The 19,432-nt window shown below is 73.8% G+C and carries 15 protein-coding genes; 6 read left to right on the top strand and 9 right to left on the bottom strand.

The genetic code is table 11. From position 1 onward, the window contains the following. Positions 1-51: 51 nt before the first annotated feature. A complete protein-coding gene (locus ACWDBE_RS16410; RefSeq protein WP_449808365.1) occupies positions 52-1,719 on the bottom strand; it encodes a DUF2398 family protein in 1,668 nt (555 codons plus the stop codon). A 225-nt stretch (positions 1,720-1,944) separates the two neighbouring features. On the opposite strand from ACWDBE_RS16410, the gene ACWDBE_RS16405 reads away from it, so the two are divergent. Continuing rightward, positions 1,945-2,673, top strand: coding sequence for a lysoplasmalogenase (locus ACWDBE_RS16405; protein ID WP_449808364.1), 729 nt, complete (start codon positions 1,945-1,947; stop codon positions 2,671-2,673). A 148-nt stretch (positions 2,674-2,821) separates the two neighbouring features. Here ACWDBE_RS16405 and ACWDBE_RS16400 read toward each other — a convergent pair whose 3' ends face one another. The 7 genes from ACWDBE_RS16400 to ACWDBE_RS16370 form a co-directional block, all read right to left on the bottom strand. Further along, the gene (locus ACWDBE_RS16400) at positions 2,822-3,409 is read right to left on the bottom strand and encodes a hypothetical protein (RefSeq protein WP_449788822.1); all 588 of its coding nucleotides are present in this window, start codon (positions 3,407-3,409) and stop codon (positions 2,822-2,824) included. 202 nt (positions 3,410-3,611) lie between these two features. Beyond that, complete coding sequence (locus ACWDBE_RS16395) at positions 3,612-4,415, bottom strand: exodeoxyribonuclease III (RefSeq protein ID WP_449788823.1); 804 nt, start codon at positions 4,413-4,415, stop codon at positions 3,612-3,614. Between the two features lie 136 nt (positions 4,416-4,551). Next, positions 4,552-6,342 carry a gamma-glutamyltransferase gene (ggt, locus tag ACWDBE_RS16390; protein ID WP_449788824.1) on the bottom strand — a complete coding sequence of 597 codons (1,791 nt, stop codon included), beginning with the start codon at positions 6,340-6,342 and terminating at the stop codon, positions 4,552-4,554. Positions 6,343-6,606: 264 nt separating this feature from the next. Beyond that, the gene (locus tag ACWDBE_RS16385; RefSeq protein WP_449788825.1) at positions 6,607-7,713 is read right to left on the bottom strand and encodes an ROK family glucokinase; all 1,107 of its coding nucleotides are present in this window, start codon (positions 7,711-7,713) and stop codon (positions 6,607-6,609) included. Next, a complete protein-coding gene (locus tag ACWDBE_RS16380; RefSeq protein ID WP_449808363.1) occupies positions 7,710-8,642 on the bottom strand; it encodes an ATP-binding cassette domain-containing protein in 933 nt (310 codons plus the stop codon). The genes ACWDBE_RS16385 and ACWDBE_RS16380 overlap by 4 nt, the downstream gene beginning before the upstream one ends. Beyond that, entirely contained in the window at positions 8,639-9,685 is a 1,047-nt protein-coding gene (locus ACWDBE_RS16375) for an ABC transporter permease (RefSeq protein ID WP_449788827.1), read from the bottom strand. The genes ACWDBE_RS16380 and ACWDBE_RS16375 overlap by 4 nt, the downstream gene beginning before the upstream one ends. After that, positions 9,682-10,695, bottom strand: a complete 1,014-nt coding sequence (locus tag ACWDBE_RS16370) for a sugar ABC transporter substrate-binding protein (protein ID WP_449788885.1) — start codon at positions 10,693-10,695, stop codon at positions 9,682-9,684. The genes ACWDBE_RS16375 and ACWDBE_RS16370 overlap by 4 nt, the downstream gene beginning before the upstream one ends. A gap of 317 nt (positions 10,696-11,012) precedes the next feature. Here ACWDBE_RS16370 and ACWDBE_RS16365 point away from each other — a divergent pair, with 317 nt between their 5' ends. Beyond that, complete coding sequence (locus ACWDBE_RS16365; RefSeq protein ID WP_449788828.1) at positions 11,013-12,146, top strand: alpha/beta hydrolase; 1,134 nt, start codon at positions 11,013-11,015, stop codon at positions 12,144-12,146. Between the two features lie 87 nt (positions 12,147-12,233). Here ACWDBE_RS16365 and ACWDBE_RS16360 read toward each other — a convergent pair whose 3' ends face one another. Beyond that, positions 12,234-13,877: a PucR family transcriptional regulator gene (locus tag ACWDBE_RS16360; RefSeq protein ID WP_449808362.1), complete on the bottom strand. Its 1,644-nt coding sequence runs from the start codon at positions 13,875-13,877 to the stop codon at positions 12,234-12,236. A 298-nt stretch (positions 13,878-14,175) separates the two neighbouring features. Between ACWDBE_RS16360 and ACWDBE_RS16355 the strand changes: the two genes are divergently transcribed. From ACWDBE_RS16355 to ACWDBE_RS16340, 4 genes are all read left to right on the top strand, one after another. After that, a complete protein-coding gene (locus tag ACWDBE_RS16355; protein ID WP_449808361.1) occupies positions 14,176-15,063 on the top strand; it encodes an FAD binding domain-containing protein in 888 nt (295 codons plus the stop codon). After that, entirely contained in the window at positions 15,060-15,551 is a 492-nt protein-coding gene (locus ACWDBE_RS16350; protein ID WP_449788831.1) for a (2Fe-2S)-binding protein, read from the top strand. Before ACWDBE_RS16355 ends, ACWDBE_RS16350 begins: the two co-directional genes overlap by 4 nt. Beyond that, on the top strand, positions 15,548-18,016 hold the full coding sequence (gene pucD / locus ACWDBE_RS16345) for a xanthine dehydrogenase subunit D (RefSeq protein ID WP_449808360.1): 2,469 nt from the start codon (positions 15,548-15,550) through the stop codon (positions 18,014-18,016). The genes ACWDBE_RS16350 and pucD overlap by 4 nt, the downstream gene beginning before the upstream one ends. A gap of 146 nt (positions 18,017-18,162) precedes the next feature. Continuing rightward, on the top strand, positions 18,163-19,386 hold the full coding sequence (locus ACWDBE_RS16340; RefSeq protein ID WP_449808359.1) for an XdhC family protein: 1,224 nt from the start codon (positions 18,163-18,165) through the stop codon (positions 19,384-19,386). The last annotated feature ends 46 nt before the right edge of the window (positions 19,387-19,432 follow it).

Genomic DNA, 19,432 nt, shown 5'->3' with positions numbered 1-19,432 from the left:
GGTGAAGATCAGGGGCCGGGGCGAAGCGGGCCGCCGGGGGCGCAGGCCCCGCTACGCCCGCTGTTCGGTGCGGGGGCCGGGCGGGGGTGGGACGAACGGGCCGGGGCGGGAGTGGCGGCCGGTGCCGGGAGTGGGGTGGAGGTCGGGGGCCGGGGCGTAGCGGGCGGCCGGGGGGCGCAGGCGCCAGGCCGGGGGCCGGGTGGGGTGGGGGGTGGGGGCGATCAGGGCGAGGCGGTGGAGCAGGTCGAGGGCGTCGCGCCGCAGGGCGGTGCGGTCGGCGAGGTAGCGGGCGGGGAGGCCGTACTCGTCCGCGATGTCGCCGAGGACCCCGTCTATCAGCGCGTCCGGGATCGGGACGTCGCCGGCCGCCGTCTCGCCGGGCAGCGGGCGGACCTCCTCCACCAGGCGCTCGACCAGCAGCAGGGCGGCCTGGGCGAGGGTGCCGGCGCCGGGGAGGGCGAGGTCGGTGAGTTCGGCGGCCGGGTCGAGCAGGGCGACGCCCTCGGCCCGGAGTTCGGCCTCGAGGCCGAGGAACTCGGCGAGCGCCGCCGGGCCGCTGAGCCGGTGCTCGGCCAGCCAGGCGCGGTGGGCCTCGGGGAGGTCGGCGGCCAGGACGGCGGGCGTCTCGGCGAGCAGGCGGCGGACGGCGGTGGCGGGTTCGGCCTCGGCGGCGCGGCGGATCAGGTCGTCGGCGTCGTCGGCGAGGGCGGGCGGGCCGGCCGGGACGGCACGGGCGAGTTCGCGGTCCACGGTCAGCACGAAGGAGCCGTCGGCCGGGTCGGCGGGCAGCTCGCCGAGCACCTGCCAGCCGGCCAGCGCGGCCAGCGCCATGTCGAGGTCGGCCTGTTCGGCGGCGAGTTCGGGTGCGGCGGCGCCCATCGCGTCGAGCAGCCGCCGGTACGCCAGCTCCTCCGGGGCGTCGACCAACAGGGCCAGTACGAGGGCGAGTTGGGCGTACCCGGCCGGGGTGAACGGCGCGCCGGTGACGGGGTGTTCGAGGCGGCGGGCGGCGTCGGCGCCGAGGCCGGCCTTGCAGAGCCGGGCGTGCCAGGGGCCGACCACAAGACGGTAGCCGAGCAGGGTGTCGAAGCGCTCGGCGAGCCAGTCGCGGTGACGGCGGATCAGCGGGAAGCCGTCGGCGTGCGGGCCGGAGGCGGTGACCAGCGGATGGGCGAGCAACAGCCGGGCGGCGATCCGGCGTTCGGCCGCGGGGAGCTCCTCGCCGGAACGATCCTGCGCCGTCACGGTGGGCGGCGCCACCGGCGTGCCCTCGGGCCTGCGGTGCCGACCCGGCCTGCCCGGCTTGGCACCTGACCGGACGACGGGCAGTGCGGCGTCGTCGCGCCGGGCGCGGCGCAGGCCGCCGTCGGTGCGGTCCTCGCGGGGGCGAACGGGTGTGGCACCGTGCGCGGTGGGGCCGTGCCACCAGCTGACGCCGGGCTCGGCGGCGGGTTCGGCGGCGCCGCCGAGGTGACGCGCCGGGTAGAGGCCGAAGGAGGCGGCACAGAGGTCGTCGGCGGTGCCGGGGGTGGCGGCGGCGAACCAGTGGGCCAGGCGCAGCAGTCCGGGGTCGGGCGAGAGTGTGACGTCGGCGGCGGGCCCGGCTTCGCGTACGGCGAGGACGGCGGCGGCGGTTCCCCGTCCTGCCCCGCCCGTGCGTCCGTCCGGCCTGCCGGCGGCCACCCGGGTGGCGCCGACCGCGTACTCCTGCTGATCCATGTCGGGGTCCAGACTAGACGGTGCCCGGGTCACCCGACGGCAGCAACCGCCCTCCTGAGGATCTCTCCGCAAGAGCCCTCGAAGCGGGCGCCCGCGCTCCGCTAACCGACCGCCCCGTCATCCGTCGTGCCCGACGGGGGTTACGCACCGGTAACCCGCTCTTCCGCCGCCGCTCCGGCTCCTCTAGGGTCGGTCCGAAGCAGCAGATCACCGAGAGGCGCACGCATGACTGTCCGGACCACCAACCGCGTCGGCCTCGGAGCACGCCTGCGCTCGGCCACCGGCCTGCTGGGCGGCTTCGCGGCCACCTCGGCGGCGCACCTGGGCGCGATCGCCTCCGGCGTCTCGGTGCTCCAGAACGCCACCAAGCCGGCCCTGATGCCACTGCTGGCCGCGCACAGCGTGACGGCGGCCGCGAAGGCCGGCCGGGAGGCGCCGAAGCTGCTGGCGCCGGCGCTGCTGCTGAGCGCGGGCGGGGACGTGCTGCTCCAGCTGAAGAACGACCCCGCGTTCCTCGCGGGCATGGGCTCGTTCGCGGCGGCGCACGTCTGCTACGTGACGATGTTCGTCCAGCGCGGCGCGCTCAGTGACCGCCGCCGGGCCCTGGTGGTCGCGGCCGCGTACGCGACGGCCTGGATGGCCATGGTCGGACAGCTCTGGCCGGACCTCGGCGACCTGCGCGTACCGGTGGCCGGCTACAGCCTGCTGCTGGCCTCGACGGCCGTCACCTCGGCCGGGCTGGGCTGGCGGACCGGGCTGGGCGGGGCGCTGTTCCTGCTCTCCGACACGCTGATCGCCACCCAGCTGGCGAAGTGGCGGGAGCTGCCGGGCCATCAGTTCTGGATCATGGCGACCTATGTGCTGGCCCAGTACCTGCTGGCGGACGGCACCCTCCGGCACCAGGAGCGGCTCCACCGCGAGGCCGACAACGGCGCCGGGCCGCAGACCGCCTGACCGCCGGAATCTCCTGACCCTGGTCGTCAGATCATCGGACAGCCGCATCACCCGACCGTCCGACCGTCCGACATACCGCCGCGCCGCCGGCCCTCAAGGGCTCCGGCGGCGCGACACGGGGACGCGCCCTCGGGCGCGGGGCGAGACCTCAGGCACCGCGCCTCCGCAGCAGCCAGAAGCCGCCGACGCCGCCCCCGACCAGCGCGAGGCCGCCGGCCAGTTCCGCCGGGTTCGCCGCGACCGAGCCGCCGAGGCCGGTCTGCACGGAGCCGTGCGGGGCGACCTGCCGGCTGTCGGCGCCGGACTGCCCGAGCGAGCCGGCCCACTCCCCCGCGGCCTCGCCCCACTCGCCGAGGCTCCTGTCGGGGGTGGTGGAGGTCTCGGCGGCGACCTTGACGGTGGTGGCGAAGGCCCCGCCGTCCGGGCAGGTGCCGTCGACCCTGCTGTCCCCGGTGTGCTGGCCTGCCAGCCGGGCGGAGCCGCTGTGCTTGCCGTCGGGGCCCAGGGTGAGGGTCGCCGGGCCGCCTTCGAAGGCGGCGGAGCGGGCGGTGACGGTCTTGGCGTCGGGCTTGTCCGACTTCTCGCAGGAGACCGTGACCCGCACGGTCTGGCCCGGTGCGGCCTGGGACGGGCTGACCGAGGCGGAGCCGTCCCTGGCGGATGCGAGGGGGGCCGTCAGGCCGGTCAGCGCCGTCGCGCCGATCAGGGCGGCGGCGGCCGTACGCATGGGGCGCATGCCGGAACCTCCGGGATTCTCGGGCGCGGCCGGGGACTCCCATGTCCACGTGGTCGATCAACCGCACCCGGTCATTCACCGACGGTAGGGACCCGCCTCACGCCCGGCCAGCGCTCACACCCATTCGGGTTACGGCCCGTGACCCGCTGTGATGCCGGTCATGGCGCCGCCGTGCCCACTGCCGCGCCGCCCGCCGACCGGATCAGAGGTCGAGGTCCACCACGACGGGCGCGTGGTCCGAGGTGCCCTTGCCCTTACGGGCCTCGCGGTCCACGTAGCTGTCGGTGACGGCGTCGGCGAAGGGCTTGTTGGCGTAGGTGAGGTCGATCCGCATGCCCCGGTTCTTGGGGAAGGCCAGCTGGCGGTAGTCCCAGTAGGTGTAGGGGCGGTCGTACTTGAGCGGGCGGGGCAGCACGTCCCGGAGGCCGATCTCGCCGAGGGCCGTGAGCGCGGCGCGCTCGACCGGCGTGACGTGGGTGAGGCCCTCGAAGGCGGCGGTGTCGAAGACGTCCTCGTCGGTCGGGGCGATGTTGAAGTCCCCGAGGACGGCGAACGGGCGGGAGCCGGCGGCGTCCTCGGCGGCGGCCTTGCGCAGCGCCTCCAGCCACTCCAGCTTGTACCGGTAGTGCGCGTGGCCGACCTCGCGGCCGTTGGGCACGTAGACCGACCAGACCCGGACCGGGCCGCAGGTGGCGGCGACGGCGCGCGGCTCGACCTCGGGCAGGAGGGCGCCGTCGGCGAGGTAGCCGGGCTGGTCGGGCAGGCCGCGCACGACGTCCTCCAGGCCGAGCCGGGAGACGATCGCGACACCGTTCCAGCGGCCGGTGCCGTGCGCGGCCGTCTCGTAGCCGAGCTCGCGGACCGCCTCGTACGGGAAGGCGTCGGCCGCGCACTTGAGCTCCTGGAGGCAGAGCACGTCGGGCTTGGCGCTCTCCAGCCACTCCAGGAGCTTGGGCAGCCGCGCGGTGACGGAGTTGATGTTCCAGGTGGCGATGCGGACGGTCACGGCGGGCGGCCTTCCCGGTGGTTCGGTGCGGACGGGTGTGCGTCGGGTGTGCGGACGGGCATGACGGACGGGGTGGGCCTCCCCTCGCGGGAGACCCACCCCGAACATACCGCCCGGCACCGACAGGCCGGTCCGATCAGCGTGCGGGCCGGACCACCGCGGCCGAGCCGCCGCCGCGCCGCGCCGGTTCCGCGGCGGCCACCCAGCGGCCGTCCGGCAGCCGTTCCACACCGGTGGCGGCGCCGATCTCACCGCCGCTGACGAAGCTGTGCCCGAGGCCCTCCAGCGCGGCCCGTTCGGGCAGGGCCAGGAAGCCGGGCTCGGCCTGGGTCGCGGCGCTGTTGCGCTGGCTGGCGCGCGGCGCGGCGATGGCCTGCTCCAGGCTCAGGCCCCGGTCGAGCCGCCCGAGCAGCACCTGGAGGGTGGTGGTGATGATGGTCGCGCCGCCCGGGCTGCCGGTGGCGAGCAGCGGCTCGCCGTCGCGCAGCACGATCGTCGGGGACATCGAGGAGCGCGGCCGCTTGCCCGGGCCCGGCAGGTTGGGGTCGGGGACGCCCGGGGCGAGCGGGGTGAAGTCGAAGTCCGTCAGCTCGTTGTTGAGCAGGAAGCCCCGGCCGGGGACGGTGATGCCGCTGCCGCCGGTCTGCTCGATGGTGAGCGTGTAGGAGACGATGTTGCCCCAGCGGTCGGCGACCGTCAGGTGGGTGGTGTTGGGGCCCTCGTACGGCTCGGGGACGGCCTGGCCGGTGTCGGCGCAGGGCGCGGGGTGGCGCGGGTCGCCGGGGGCGAGCGGGCTGGTGAGCGCGTGGTCCGGGCTGATCAGGCAGGCCCGGGCGGCGGCGTGGCGCTCGGAGAGCAGCTGCCTGGTGGGGACGTCGCTGAAGGCCGGGTCGCCGACCCAGCGGTTGCGGTCGGCGAAGGAGATCCGGGAGGCCTCCAGGAAGTGGTGGTAGTACTGGGTGCTGCTGTAGGCGGAGACGTCGCCGCCGTCCTCCAGGATGTTGAGCGCCTCGCCGACGGTGGTGCCGCCGGAGCTGGACGGGGCCATCGCGTAGACGTCGTAGGCGCCGTGGGAGACGTGGGTGGGCGCCTGCTCGCGGACCCGGTAGTCGGCGAGGTCGGTGGTGTCGACCTTGCCGGGGCGGACGCCCCGGCCGGAGGCCGGGTCGACCGGCGGGTGCTGCACGGTGTCGGCGATGTCCCGCGCCAACTCGCCCTGGTAGAAGGCCTTGACGCCGTCCTTGGCGAGCAGCCGGTAGGTGGCGGCGAGGTCGGGGTTGCGCTGCACGCTGCCGGTCTCGGGGGGCTTGCCGTTCGGCAGGTAGAGCTTGGCGGTGGCCGGGAAGTCCTTGAACCGGGCGTAGTTGTCGGCGGTCTGGTTGCGGAAGGTGTCGTCCACGACGAAGCCGTTGTCGGCGATCCGCTCGGCCGGTTCGAGGTTCCGGGCGAGCGAGCGGGTGCCCCAGTGGCGCAGCGCGGCGTCCCAGGTGGCGGGGGTGCCGGGGACGCCGACGGACAGGCCGCTGGTGACGGCGTCGGCGAAGGCCAGGGGTTTGCCGTCCTCCAGGAAGAGGCCGCTGTCGGCGGTGCGGCCGGCGGTCTCGCGGCCGTCGATGGTGTGCACCCGGCCGGTGGCGTGGTCGTAGTAGACGAAGTACCCGCCGCCGCCGATGCCGGAGGAGTACGGCTCGGTGACCCCGAGGGCCGCGGCGGCGGCGACGGCCGCGTCCACCGCGTTGCCGCCGTTGCGCAGCACCTCGATGCCGGCGGCGGTGGCGTCGGCGTCGACGGTGGCCACCGCCCCGCCCCAGCCCACCGCCTCCGGCACCTTCGACGGCGGGGCCGCGGCGCCGGCCGGTCCGACGCCGGACCAGACCAGTGCGGTGGTGAGTAACAGAGACGGCGCGAGACGGGCCAGAGCTCTCATGCGAGTCCTCCTGAGTCGACGTCAACTCATCAGTTGTTCCACAGGAGGCATGATCCGACAACCACACCGCGTCAATACCAATGGGTAGTTGACGGGGCGACAGGGCCGGCGGATTCGATGGGAGCGGAACGGCAACAGCCGACAGGTTTCAGATAACAGAAAACGAAATCTGTCATCTGAAATCTGTCGGCTGTTCGTCGTCAGCTGTCAGCTGTCAGCTGTCGACCGTCCGCCGTCAGCTGTCCGTCGTCAGCGGCTCCCCCGCTACAGCGCGCTGCGCTCCACCCGCCGGCGCTTGATCGTGCGGAAGCGCCGCGCCACCTGCCGGGCCAGGTCGGCCGCGCCGACCAGGCCGGCCTCGTTGCCGAGGGCGGCGTGGACGATGGCGGCCTCCGGGCGGAAGCCCCGTCCGGTGAGGGTGCGGCGGAAGGTGTCCCGGGCGGGGCCGAGCAGCAGGTCGCCCGCTTCGGAGACCCCGCCGCCGATCACGAAGCGGCCCGGGTCCAGCGCGGCGGCCAGGTTGGCGATGCCGACGCCGAGCCACGTGCCGACCTCGTAGAGCAGCTCGGTCGCGGTCGGGTCGCCGTCCTGGGCGGCCTCGGTGACCAGCGGCCCGGTGATGCCCTCGACCGTGCCGCCGGCCCGGGCCAGCAGCGGCTGCACCACCGGCGACTCCTCGGCGACCAGTTCGCGCGCGTCGCGCACCAGTGCGTTGCCGGAGGAGTACTGCTCCCAGCAGCCCCGGTTGCCGCACGGGCAGCGGTGGCCGCCGGGCAGCACCTGCATGTGCCCGAACTCGCCCGCCAGGCCGTACTTGCCGCGGTCCACGTAGCCGTCCCGGACCACCGCACCGCCGATGCCGGTGCCCAGGGTCAGCATCACCATGTGGTCCTCGCCGCGGCCGGCGCCGAAGCGCCACTCGGCCCAGGCGGCCGCGTTGGCGTCGTTCTCCACGATCACCGGGAACCGCAGCCGCTCGCTGAGCGCCTCCTGGAGCGGCTCGTTGCGCCAGTTGAGGTGCGGGGCGAACAGCACCTTGGAGCGGTCGGCGTCGACCCAGCCGGCCGCGCCGATGCCGACGGCGTGGACGTCGTGCCGGTCGGCGAGCTGGAGCACCAGCTCGACGATGACGTCCTCGACGACCTTGGGGCTCTTGCTCTTGTGCGGCGTGTCCGTGCGCAGCTTCTCCAGCACCTTGCCCTCGCCGTCCACCACCCCGGCGACCACCTTGGTGCCGCCGATGTCGACGCCGATGGTGGGCAGTCGCAGTATCCCGGCGGGCAGGGCGCGGCGGCGGCGCTCGGCGCGCGGGCCGAGGCCGAGCAGGGTGGGCAGGACGGGCGGCCGGGTGCTGCCTTGGGAGCTGGTCACAGCTGCGGACGCTCCTCACGGGGGTCGGACGGATCGGAGTCGGAACCTCCGGAGCCGGAATCTCCGGAGCCGGAAGAGCCGGAGGCGAACGGACCGGAGAGGGACGGACCGGAGACGGACGGCCTGGCCAGCTCGTGCGAGAGCTCCGCGAGGTCGGAGCCGCCGGCCATCTCCGTGGTGAGCCGTTCGAGGCTGATCTCGGCCCGCGGGTGGCTGCCCGCCATCCGCCCCCGCTTGAGCAGCGTGAAGTGGTCGCCGACCAGGTACGCGTGGTGCGGGTTGTGGGTGATCAGCACGACCCCGAGTCCGGCGTCGCGGGCGGCGGTGACGTACTTGAGCACCACCCCGGACTGCTTGACGCCGAGCGCGGCGGTGGGCTCGTCCAGGATCAGCACCCTGGCGCCGAAGTGCACCGCGCGGGCGATCGCCACGCACTGGCGCTGTCCGCCGGAGAGGGTGCCGATCGGCCGGTCGACGTCGTGCAGGTCGATGCCCATCCTGGCGAGCGCCTCGCGGGTGGTGGCGCGCATCCCGTCGGCGTCCAGCCGCAGGCCGCCCCAGCGGCGCATGCCCTGCTCGGAGCCGAGGAAGAAGTTGCGCCAGACCGGCATCAGCGGGACGACCGCGAGGTCCTGGTACACCGTGGCGATGCCGCGGTCCAGGGCCTGGCGCGGGGAGTCGAAGCGGACCTCCTCGCCGCCGACGGTCAGGGTGCCCTCGTCGTGCTGGTGCAGCCCCGCGATGATCTTGATCAGGGTGGACTTGCCGGCCCCGTTGTCACCGAGCACGCAGCTGATCTCGCCGGCCCGCAGGGTCAGCGAGACATCCTGCAGCGCCCGGACGGTGCCGTAGCTCTTGCCCACGCCGTCCAGGGAGAGCAGCTCGTCCCCGGCGGAGACCGTGGAGGCCGCCGAAACGTCCTTGCTCATCGCGGCCCCCGCTCGGCCCGGCGCTTGACGTAGGCGTTCAGCAGCGCGGCCAGCAGCAGCATCGCGCCGAGGAAGAACTTGAACCAGTCCGGGTTCCACTGGGCGTAGATGATCCCCTTGCTGGCCATGCCGAAGATCAGCGCGCCGAGCGCGGAGCCGACCACCGAGCCGTAGCCGCCGGTGATCAGGCAGCCGCCGATGACGGCCGCGACGATGTAGATCAGCTCGTTGCCGACGCCCTCGCCGGACTGCACGGTGTCGAAGGAGAACAGCAGGTGCTGGCCGAGCACCCAGGCGCCGAAGCCGACGCCCAGGTAGAGCAGGGTCTTCGTCCGGGCGACCGGCACGCCGACCGCGCGGGCCGCGTCCGCGTCCCCGCCGACCGCGAAGATCCAGTTGCCGAAGCGGGTGCGCAGCAGCACCCAGCTGCCGACCACGAGCAGGCCGAGCCACCACCAGACGGTGGCCTTGACCGCCAGTCCGCCGATGGTGACCTCGGAGGCGAACAGCCACCGGCAGGAGGCGAAGCCCTCCATGTCGGCGATCGACTTGGTGGAGACGGTGCCGGAGATCGCCTTGGTGACGCCCAGGTTGGCGCCGGTCAGCATCAGGAAGGTGCCGAGCGTGACGATGAAGCTGGGCAGCCTGGTGCGGCCGAGCATCCAGCCGTTGAACCAGCCGACGGCCAGCGTGGTCGCCAGCGAGACCAGCACGCCGACCCAGGTCACGGCGGTGAACTGGTACGAGACCATCGAGGAGGTCAGCGCGGCGGTGGTGACCAGCACGCCGGCCGAGAGGTCGAACTCGCCGCCGATCATCAGCAGCGAGACCGGCACGGCCATGATCCCGATGGTGGAGGCCGCGTACAGCACGGTGCCCATCGAGGAGACCCGCAGAAAGGGTTCGGCGACGGCGGCGAAGACCACGAAGACTGCGACGGCGGCGATCAGCGAGCCGAGCTCGGGGCGGGCGAGGAGCCGCCGCAGGGCCGCCGGACGGTCGTCGAGCAGGCCGTCCCTGGCGAGGAGGTCGGGGGTGCTCACCTGGTCCCCCTCGCGACGTACTCGGCGAGCGCGTCGGCGTTGTCCTTGGTCAGGATCTGCGGGCCGGTCTCGACGGGCTTGCCGCCGCCGAGCATGTTCAGGTTGTACTTGTACAGCCAGATCAGGTCGACGCCCGTGTAGCCCTGGAGGTAGGGCTGCTGGTCGACCGCGAAGCCGACGCTGCCGGACTTCAGCCCGGACACCACCTGGGTGCCCAGGTCGAAGGTGTCCAGCTCGACGCCGCGGTGGGCGTCCTGGATGGCCTGGAGGCCGGTGGCGGCCATCGGGCCGGAGAGGGTGAGCACGGTGTCGATGGACGGGTCGGCCTGGAGCTTGGCGGAGATCGCGGCGCGGGCGTCGGGCATGTCGACGCCGTTGACGTAGAGCACCTGGAACGTTCCGCCGGCCTTGGACTGGGCGCCGGAGCAGCGCTGCTCCTGGCCGACGTTGCCCTGCTCGTGGATCACGCAGAGGGTGTTCTTGCGGCCGCGCGAGGCCAGTTCGGCGCCGGCCGCCTGGCCGGCGGTGGACTCGTCCTGGCCGACGTGGGTCAGCGCGCCGAACTTCTGCGAGAACTCCTGACCGGAGTTGATCGTGATCACGGGGATGCCGGCGGCCTTGGCCTTGCCGAGGACGTCGGCCATGGCGTCGCCCTTGGCGAGGGTGACCAGCAGGCCGTCGACCTTCTGGTCGATGGCGGCCTGGACGAGCTGGACCTGGTTCTGGGTCTGCGCGTCGTTGGAGTACAGGAAGGTGATGTTGTCCTTGGCGGCGGCCTGCTCGGCGCCCTTGCGCACAGTGTCCCAGAAGGCGTCGCCGGCTCCGGCGTGGGTCACCATGGCGACCTTCCAGCGCGGGGTGGTGACGGCGCTGGCGCCGGTGGCCGCGGCCTTGGCGCGGGCCTCCTCGGCGCGTCTGCCTCCGGTACTGCTGCAACCGGCCGCGGTGACCGCGAGTGCCAGAACGGCGCACACGGGCCAGAAGCGGCGGGACGGGCGAAAGCGGGTGATGCTCATCCCCATAGTCTCCCTGCCCGGGCCGCGCGCGATCGCACCGCCTCGCCCGGCAGGTCGACCGGCCTGGGAGGTAAGGTGCCCCGGGGGACCTTTCCTGGTAGTTCGCTGAGCACCTGGTCCGGACGGCGTCCGTTCGGGTGGCAGACTTAGGTGCCGATCCGAAGGGGGTTCATCACGAGAAAGTGATGTTCCTCTCAGGTTCCGCACAGATTCGGACGGCAACCGATCATCGGTCCATCGCCGTCTGATGCCATTGACGTGCGTCCGGGCGAGTGGGGCCCGGGCGGCGTGCGACCCGGATACGAGAATCGATGGAACTGACAGGTACGCCATTCTTCCTCCTCACCGTCATCCTGGTGCCGGTCTCCATCGCGGTGGCGCTGCTGTTCTGGGGGAAGGTCGGCGGCCCCAAGCCGGTGCGGTACCTCACCCGGATCGTCATGATCATGTTCTGCCAGGTCACGGCCGTCCTGATGGTCTTCGTGATGGTCAACAACGCTAACCTGATCTACGGCAACTGGGACGACCTGCTCGGCACCGGCAACCACGTCCGCGCGGTGCCCGTGGTGACCCCGGTCGACCCGGCCGCGGCCGCACCGGGCCAGAGCGCCGCCGACGCCGCCAAGGAGCCGCCGAAGGTCAAGCAGAGCTTCGGCGGCGTCGATGACCCGGCGGTGCCGAAGGACGTGCAGCGGACCGAGCTCAAGGGCCAGGTGTCCGGCGTCGACGGCGAGGTGCTGGTCTGGCTGCCGCCGCAGTACAACGACCCGGCGTTCAAGGACAAGAAGTTCCCCGTGGTCGAGCTGATCCCGGGCTACCCCGGCTCCTCCTCCACCTGGTACGGCACCCTCAAGGTCTCCGACCAGCTCAAGCCGCTGATGCAGCAGGGCAAGGTCGCCCCGTTCATCCTGGTCTCGCCCCGCACGAAGCTGCTGAACAACCAGGACGCGGGCTGCACCGACATCCCGGGCAAGATCAACGCCGACGCCTGGATCACCCGCGACGTCCCGCAGATGGTGCTGGACAACTTCCGTGCCGACCCGTCCGCGGACCGCTGGGCGATCGCCGGCTACTCGGCCGGTGCCCACTGCGCGGCCAAGATCTCGCTGGCCCACCCCAACCGGTACCGGGCCGCCATCGCGATGTCCGGCTACAACGACCCGGCCCAGGAGCCGGACTCCCTGGTCGGCAAGGACGCCAAGCTGCGCGAGGCCAACAACCCGGTCAACATCCTGAAGACCGCCGCGCAGCCGCCGAAGGTCGCCCTGCTGGTCAGCGGCTCCAAGGGGGACGGCTTCGAGGACGGCGAGGCGATCCGCGCCGCGGCCAAGGCCCCGACCACCGTCCAGGTCGAGGAGGGCTCCGGCCCGCACACCACCGAGCAGTGGAAGAAGATGGTCCCGTCCGCCTTCCAGTGGCTGACGTCCGTCATCCCGGTGCAGTGACGGACCGGCAGTAGCGAACCGTACGGGCAGGGCCCGCCGCGACCGTGGTCGCGGCGGGCCCTGTGGCACGTCCGGGCGGGTGCGGCGTCAGGCCAGCTCCAGCGCCAGGTAGAAGTCCACCCGGTCCTCCAGCCGGGAGAGGTCACGCCCGGTCAGCTCCTCGATCCGGCCGATCCGGTACCGCAGGGTGTTCACGTGGACGTGCAGCTGCGCGGCGCAGCGGGTCCAGGAGCCGTCCGAGCGCAGGAAGGCCTCCAGGGTGCGGACCAGGTCCGCCTGGTGCTCCGTGTCGTACGCGATCACCTTGTCCAGCAGTCGGCCGCGGAAGGCGCGGCGCACCTCGTCCGGGACGGCGGCCAGCAGCAGGACGTGCGAGGCGAGCTCCTCGGGGCCCGCGACGCAGATCCGGCCGGTCCGCGAGGCGGCGATCCGGCGTGCGTGCCGGGCCTCCTCCAGGGCGCCGCGCAGGCCGCCGGCCCCGGAGGCGGGGGCGGAGACGCCGAGGGTGATCCGGTCGTCCGCGCCGAGCCCGGCCTCCAGCGGGGCGAGCAGTTCGCGCAGCGTGTCGGCGGGCACCGGGCCGTCCAGGGCGGGCAGCACCACCACGGCGCCGGTGCCCGTTCCGGCGATCAGGGCGCGGTCGTCGGTGCCGCCGAGGGCCTCCTCCAGCACCGCCCGTACGGCGCCCTCCGGCAGGCCGGTGCCCTCGGCACTGAGCACCAGCCAGGAGTCCTCCTGCGCCTGGGACTTGCGCCCGGGGCCCTCGTAGCGGGCGGCCATCGCCGAGGAGGCGTACAGGCCGCGGCTGATCTCGGCCGGGTCGGCGTCGCGGCGCAGCAGGGCGAGCACCTCGTCGGCGAGGCGGCGGCGCAGCCGGCGGCCCTCGTCGCGGCGGTGGCGCTCGGCGGCGACCAGCCGGGCGAGGTTCTCGGCGAGCTGCTGGCGCTTGGCGGTCCACTCGGTGACGTCGCCGGCGACCACGAGCACCCAGTCGGCCAGCGGTCGGTCGGCCGGCGGCGCGTCGGGCTCGCCGGCGGCGGGAGCGGGGGTGGGCTCCGAGTCGGGGACCGGGGCCGGGGCGGGCAGCAGTGAGTAGGAGCCGGCCGCCAGCCGGGCCCGGTGCGGGGGGCGGCGGCGCTGGCGCTGGGCGGCGAGGTGGGTGCGGACCAGCTGGTCGCGGTCCTGGGCGGAGAGCCGGTCGGCGGGGCCGGCGATCACCGCGCCGGTCGGGGTGAGCACCCAGCAGTCCAGGTCGAGGTCGCCGCCGAGCAGGTCCAGCACCGCGTCCAGTCCGCCGCCGCCGGCCGCCGAGACCAGCAGGCGGTGCCGGTCGACCAGGGCGGCGAGGTCGGCCGCGCGGTCGGCGGAGAGCTGGCGCCCGACGAACTCGGTGACGGTGCCGAAGGCGACGTCGTCGGGGACGACGAGCAGCGGCATCCGGTGCCGGCGGCAGGCCTCGACCAGGTCCTCGGGCACCGGCCCGACCTCGGCCTGGCCGGCCGCGAGAGCGACCGCGCCGCCGGCCGCGAGGGTGCGGACGAAGCGCTCGGAGTCGGCCGGGACGGTGCGCCAGAGCATGCCGGTGAGCACCAGCTCGCCACCGTGCAGGTAGCGGCCCGGGTCCTGGAGGTCCGTCGTCATCACACCGCTGACCTGCCGGTCCAGCTCTTCCTCGGCCGCGAGCAGGCGCAGTCCCGGGGCGCCGGGGGCGAGCAGGTCACGGACGCGCATCCGCGGACTCCTTAACGGGGCTTGGGGGGAGGAACGAAGGGGTAACGATAGGGCCTGGCCGTAGGGGCGTGTGCGGGTCCGTAGCCCTCGCGTCACGGCCGGGATTACGGTCGTAGGTAGCACCCGGCGAACACCTGGGCTGCGGGATTCCCCTCCTTAGAGGAACGTACAGGATGCCGGGCGGGCTCACAGCCGGGGCTTCATGCCATCGGTGACTGCCAGTGGGCCGCGTCACAGCGGTTCACTGGGCGACACGCCTCCGGACATCCGGCGGGCGACGACGTGAGGAGACACCCGCATGGAGTTCCTTCGGCCCGCCACCTGGGACGAGGCACTCGCGGTGAAGGCCGAACAGCCGACGGCGCTGCCCCTGTCGGGCGGCACGGACGTCATGGTCGAGCTGAACTTCGACATGCACCGGCCGTCCGCGATCCTCGACCTGAACCGCGTCGCCGAACTCACCTCGTGGTCCGAGGACGGCGGCGTCGTCCGGCTCGGCGCCGCCGTCCCCTACGCCCGGATCATCGCGGAGCTGTCCGGCCCGCTGCCCGGGCTGGCGCTGGCGGCCCGCACCGTCGGCTCGCCGCAGATCCGCAACCGCGGCAGCGTCGGCGGCAACCTCGGCGCGGCCTCCCCGGCCGGCGACTCGCACCCGGCGCTGCTGGCGGCCGGGCGGGACGTGTTCGTCGAGGCGGCCTCGGTGCGCGGCACCCGGATGATCCCGATCGACGACTTCTACACCGGGGTGAAGCGCAACTGCCTGGCGGCCGACGAGCTGATCCGGGCCGTGCACGTCCCGGTGGCGGACGGGCCGCAGCAGTTCTCGAAGATCGGCACCCGCAACGCCATGGTGATCGCGGTCTGCGCGTTCGGTCTTGCCCTGCACCCGCGCAGCGGCACCGTCGGCACCGGCATCGGCTCGGCCGCCCCCACGCCGCGCCGCGCCGTCGAGGCCGAGGAGTACCTCCGGGGCGTGCTCGCCGGGCGGGGCCTGTGGGAGTCCGGGGAGCCGCTGGGCGCCGAGGTGGTCCGGCGCTTCGGCGAGCTGGTGAAGGCCGCGGCCTCGCCGATCGACGACGTCCGGGGCACCGCCGACTACCGCCGGCACGCGCTCGCCGTGATGGCCCGCCGCACCCTCACCTGGACCTGGAACGACTACGGCAAGCAGATCAGGAGCGCGGCATGAGGGTCACTTTCACCGCCAACGGCAAGCCGGTCGAGGCCGACGACGTGTGGGAGGGCGAGAGCCTGCTGTACGTGCTGCGCGAGCGGGTCGGCCTGCCCGGCTCGAAGAACGCCTGCGAGCAGGGCGAGTGCGGCTCCTGCACCGTCTACCTGGACGGCGTCCCGGTCTGCTCCTGCCTGGTCGCGGCCGGACAGGTGCAGGACCGCGAGGTGCGCACGGTCGAGGGCCTGAGCGGGCAGGACGGCGAACTGGGCCCGGTCCAGCAGGCGTTCGTCGACGCCGGCGCCGTCCAGTGCGGCTTCTGCACCCCCGGGCTGCTGGTGCAGACCGACGCGCTGCTGGCGGACGACCCGCGGCCGAGCGACGACGACATCCGCGAGGCGCTGTCCGGCAACCTGTGCCGCTGCACGGGCTACGAGAAGATCCTGGACGCGGTGCGGCTGGCCTCGGCCCGCATGGGCGGCGCGGGGAAGGCCGGTGCGCGATGAGCGGCGCGGCGAGCGGTGGCACGGGCGGCGGCGCGGGCGGCGACTTGGGCACGGGCGGCGGCACGGGTGGTGTCGCGAGCGGTGCCACGAGCGGCCGGGCGGTCCGGCGGACCATCCAGGGGCAGAAGAACCTCCGGAGCATCGACCAGGCGTCCAAGGACGGCATCGGCGGCTCGCCGCTGCGCCCGGACGGCAACCTGAAGGTCCGGGGCGAGTTCGCCTACTCCTCCGACCTCTGGCACGAGGACATGCTGTGGGGCACGGCGCTGCGCTCGCCGCACCCCCGGGCGAACATCCTCTCGGTGGACCTCTCCGAGGCGCTCAAGGTGCCCGGGGTGTACGCGGTGCTGACCCACGAGGACATCCCCGGCACCAAGTACTACGGCCTGGACGTCCAGGACCAGCCGGCCCTGGCGATCGACCGGATCCGCTACCACGGCGAGCCCGTCGCGCTGGTCGCGGCCGACCACCCGGAGACGGCCCGGCGCGCGGCGAGGAGGATCGCGGTCGAGTACGAGGTGCTCACCCCGATCGTCACCGAGGAGCAGTGCCTCGACCCGGAGACGTACGGGTACGTGCACGAGCCGCACGCGTACAAGTCCCATGCGTACGGCAACATCTGCCACGAGCAGCGGCTGGTCTCCGGCCGCGGCGTGACCGACGAGGTGCGGGCGCTGGCCGACGTGATCGTCAGCGGCGACTACGAGGTCGGCATGCAGGACCAGGCCTTCCTCGGCCCGGAGTCCGGCCTCGCGGTGCCCGCCGAGGACGGCGGCGTCGACCTCTACGTCGCCACCCAGTGGCTGCACGCGGACCGCCGGCAGATGGCTCCGGTGCTCGGCCTGCCGGAGGAGAAGGTCCGGCTCACCCTGGCCGGCGTCGGCGGCGCGTTCGGCGGCCGCGAGGACCTGTCGATGCAGATCCACGCCTGCCTGCTGGCCCAGCGCACCGGCAAACCGGTCAAGATCGTCTACTCCCGGGACGAGTCCTTCTTCGGCCACGTGCACCGCCACCCCGCGCGGATGCACTACGAGCACGGCGCCACCCGGGACGGCAAGCTGGTCTTCGCCGACTGCCGGATCGTGCTGGACGGCGGCGCGTACGCCTCCACCTCCCCCGCCGTGGTCGGCAACGCGGCCTCGCTCGGGCACGGCCCGTACGTGATCCCGAACGTGCGGATGCACGCCCTCGCGCTGTACAGCAACAACCCGTCCTGCGGGGCGATGCGCGGCTTCGGCGCGGTGCAGGCGGCGTTCGGCTACGAGTCGCAGATGGACAAGCTGGCCGCCGAACTGGGCATGGACCCGGTGGAGCTGCGGCAGATCAACGCCGTCTCGCAGGGCGACTCCATGCCCACCGGGCAGCAGATCGACGCGCCCGCTCCGGTCGCCGAACTGCTGCGCCGGGCCAAGGAGATGCCGCTTCCGCCGCCGCTGGACACCGAGCGCCCCGACCTGCGCCGGCTGCCCGGCGGGCTGTCCAACACCTCGCACGGCGAAGGGATCGTGCGCGGCGTCGGCTACTCCGTCGGGATCAAGAACGTCGGCTTCTCCGAGGGGTTCGACGACTACTCCACCGCCCGGGTGCGGCTGGAGGCGATAGGCGGCGAGCCGGTCGCCATGGTGCACACCGCGGCGGCCGAGGTCGGCCAGGGCGGCGTCACCGTGCACGCCCAGATCGCCCGCACCGAGCTGGGCGTCGAGCGGGTCACCATACACCCGGCCGACACCTCGGTGGGCTCGGCCGGCTCGACCTCCGCCTCGCGCCAGACGTACATGACCGGCGGCGCGGTGAAGCTGGCCGCCGAGGCGGTGCGCCGGGAACTGCTCGACCGGGGCCGCCGGCGCTACGGCTGGACCCACGACGACCTGGTGCTGGCCGGCGGCAAGGTGGTGTCGAGGACCGCCGGCGTGCTGATCCCCGTCGTCGACCTGCTCGGCGACGGGGCCGTCGAGCAGACCCGCGTGCACCGCCACCGGCCCACGCAGCCCTTCGACAGGGAGACCGGCCAGGGCTTCGGCCACGTCCAGTACTCCTTCTGCGCCAACCGCGCGGTGGTGGACGTGGACGTGGAACTGGGCCTGGTCAAGGTGGTCGAGCTCACCGCCGTCCAGGACGTCGGCAAGGCGCTCAACCCGCTCTCCGTGGTCGGCCAGATCCAGGGCGGCTGCACCCAGGCGCTGGGCCTCGCGGTGATGGAGGAGATCGTCCTGCGGGACGGCAAGGTGCGCAACGCCTCCTTCACCGACTACCTGATCCCCACCATCCTGGACACCCCGCCGATCCCGGTGGAACTGCTCGAACTGTCCGATCCCAACGCACCGTACGGGCTGCGCGGGGTCGGCGAGGCGCCGACCGTCTCGGCGACGCCGTCCATCGTGGCCGCCATCCGCGACGCCACCGGGCTGGCGCTCAACCGGATCCCGGTGCGGCCGGAGCACCTGACCACCGAGCGGCCGGGCTGAGCCCCGGCCGGGGCTCAGCCGACAGCACGGCCTCGCGCGGTAGCGCCCTGGGCAGCGGCCTTGGGCGGCACCGCTGTCGTACGGGATCGTTTCCCCTACGGCGGCGCCGCCCGCTACTGTCGGAACCGTGTAAGGAGCCTCACCCCATGCAGGACATCGCCGAGCAGCTGCTGGCCTGGCACGCGACCGGGCGTTCCTTCGCCGTGGCCACCGTGGTCGGCGTCTGCGGCAGCGCTCCGCGCGACCCCGGAGCCGCGCTGGCCGTGGACGCCGACGGCGAGGCGGTGGGCAGCGTCTCCGGCGGGTGCGTAGAGGGCGCGGTGTACGAGCTGTGCCAGGCCGCCATCGCGAGCGGCCGGCCGGCCCTGGAACGCTTCGGGTACAGCGACGAGGACGCCTTCGCGGTGGGGCTGACCTGCGGCGGCGTCCTGGACGTCTTCGTCCAGCCGGTGGCGCCGGGGGCCGACACCGGACTGGACGCCGGGATCGCCCACGTCGCGGCGGGCACACCGGTGGCGCTGGTGCGGGTGATCGCCGGGCCGGACGGGCTGGTCGGGGCCACCTTGGCGGTCACCGCCGACGGCGTCGAGGGCGCGCTCTCGCCGGCCCCCTCGACGGTCGGCGGCCTGCAGCGGGCGGTCGTCGCGCAGGCCCGGGCGATGCTGGAGGCCGGACGCACCGGCCGGCTCGTACTCGGCCTGGACGGACGCCCCTGCGACGACCGCCGGCAGGGCACCGTCACCTGCTTCGTCGAGTCGTACGTGCCCGCGCCGCGGATGCTGGTCTTCGGGGCGATCGACTTCGCGGCCGCGGTGGTGCGGATCGGCAAGTTCCTCGGCTACCACGTGACCGTCTGCGACGCCCGGCCGGTCTTCGCCACCGCTCGTCGCTTCCCCGAGGCCGACGAGGTGGTGGTCGACTGGCCGCACCGCTACCTGGACTCCCAGCACGGCCGGATCGACGGACGCACCGTGCTGTGCGTGCTCACCCACGACGCCAAGTTCGACATCCCGCTGCTGGAACGCGCCCTGCGGCTGCCGGTCGGCTACGTCGGCGCGATGGGCTCGCGCCGCACCGACCGCGAACGCGTGGCCCGGCTGCGCGAAGCGGGGCTCACCGAGGCCGAGCTGGCCCGGCTGCGCTCCCCGATCGGCCTGGACCTCGGCTCCCGCACCCCGGAGGAGACGGCGGTCTCGGTCGCCGCCGAGATCGTCGCCCACCGGCGCGGCGGCAGCTGCCTGCCGCTGAGCGCCTCGGACGGGCCGATCCACCACGACCCGCCCAGCCGGGAAGCGGAGAGCGACGGGGGCGACGGGGACGTCGGGGGCGCCACCGCGGGCCGCCCGGAGCCCCGTACTCACGCGGCCTGAACGGGAACGAACGGGAACGAACGGAAACGAACAGGGACGAACGAGG

Source organism: Kitasatospora sp. NPDC001132, assembly GCF_053598415.1.
The sequence above is the reverse complement of the archived record's forward strand: the minus strand, read 5'-3'. Positions and strand labels throughout refer to the sequence as shown.

Bases quoted from the DNA above. Each gene is read 5' to 3' on its own strand.
- ACWDBE_RS16410 (WP_449808365.1), bottom strand. From the start codon at position 1,719: ATGGATCAGCAGGAGTACGCGGTCGGCGCCACCCGGGTGGCCGCCGGC.
- ACWDBE_RS16405 (WP_449808364.1), top strand. From the start codon at position 1,945: ATGACTGTCCGGACCACCAACCGCGTCGGCCTCGGAGCACGCCTGCGC.
- ACWDBE_RS16400 (WP_449788822.1), bottom strand. From the start codon at position 3,409: ATGCGCCCCATGCGTACGGCCGCCGCCGCCCTGATCGGCGCGACGGCG.
- ggt (WP_449788824.1), bottom strand. From the start codon at position 6,342: ATGAGAGCTCTGGCCCGTCTCGCGCCGTCTCTGTTACTCACCACCGCA.
- ACWDBE_RS16380 (WP_449808363.1), bottom strand. From the start codon at position 8,642: ATGAGCAAGGACGTTTCGGCGGCCTCCACGGTCTCCGCCGGGGACGAG.
- ACWDBE_RS16365 (WP_449788828.1), top strand. From the start codon at position 11,013: ATGGAACTGACAGGTACGCCATTCTTCCTCCTCACCGTCATCCTGGTG.
- ACWDBE_RS16360 (WP_449808362.1), bottom strand. From the start codon at position 13,877: ATGCGCGTCCGTGACCTGCTCGCCCCCGGCGCCCCGGGACTGCGCCTG.
- ACWDBE_RS16355 (WP_449808361.1), top strand. From the start codon at position 14,176: ATGGAGTTCCTTCGGCCCGCCACCTGGGACGAGGCACTCGCGGTGAAG.
- ACWDBE_RS16350 (WP_449788831.1), top strand. From the start codon at position 15,060: ATGAGGGTCACTTTCACCGCCAACGGCAAGCCGGTCGAGGCCGACGAC.
- pucD (WP_449808360.1), top strand. From the start codon at position 15,548: ATGAGCGGCGCGGCGAGCGGTGGCACGGGCGGCGGCGCGGGCGGCGAC.
- ACWDBE_RS16340 (WP_449808359.1), top strand. From the start codon at position 18,163: ATGCAGGACATCGCCGAGCAGCTGCTGGCCTGGCACGCGACCGGGCGT.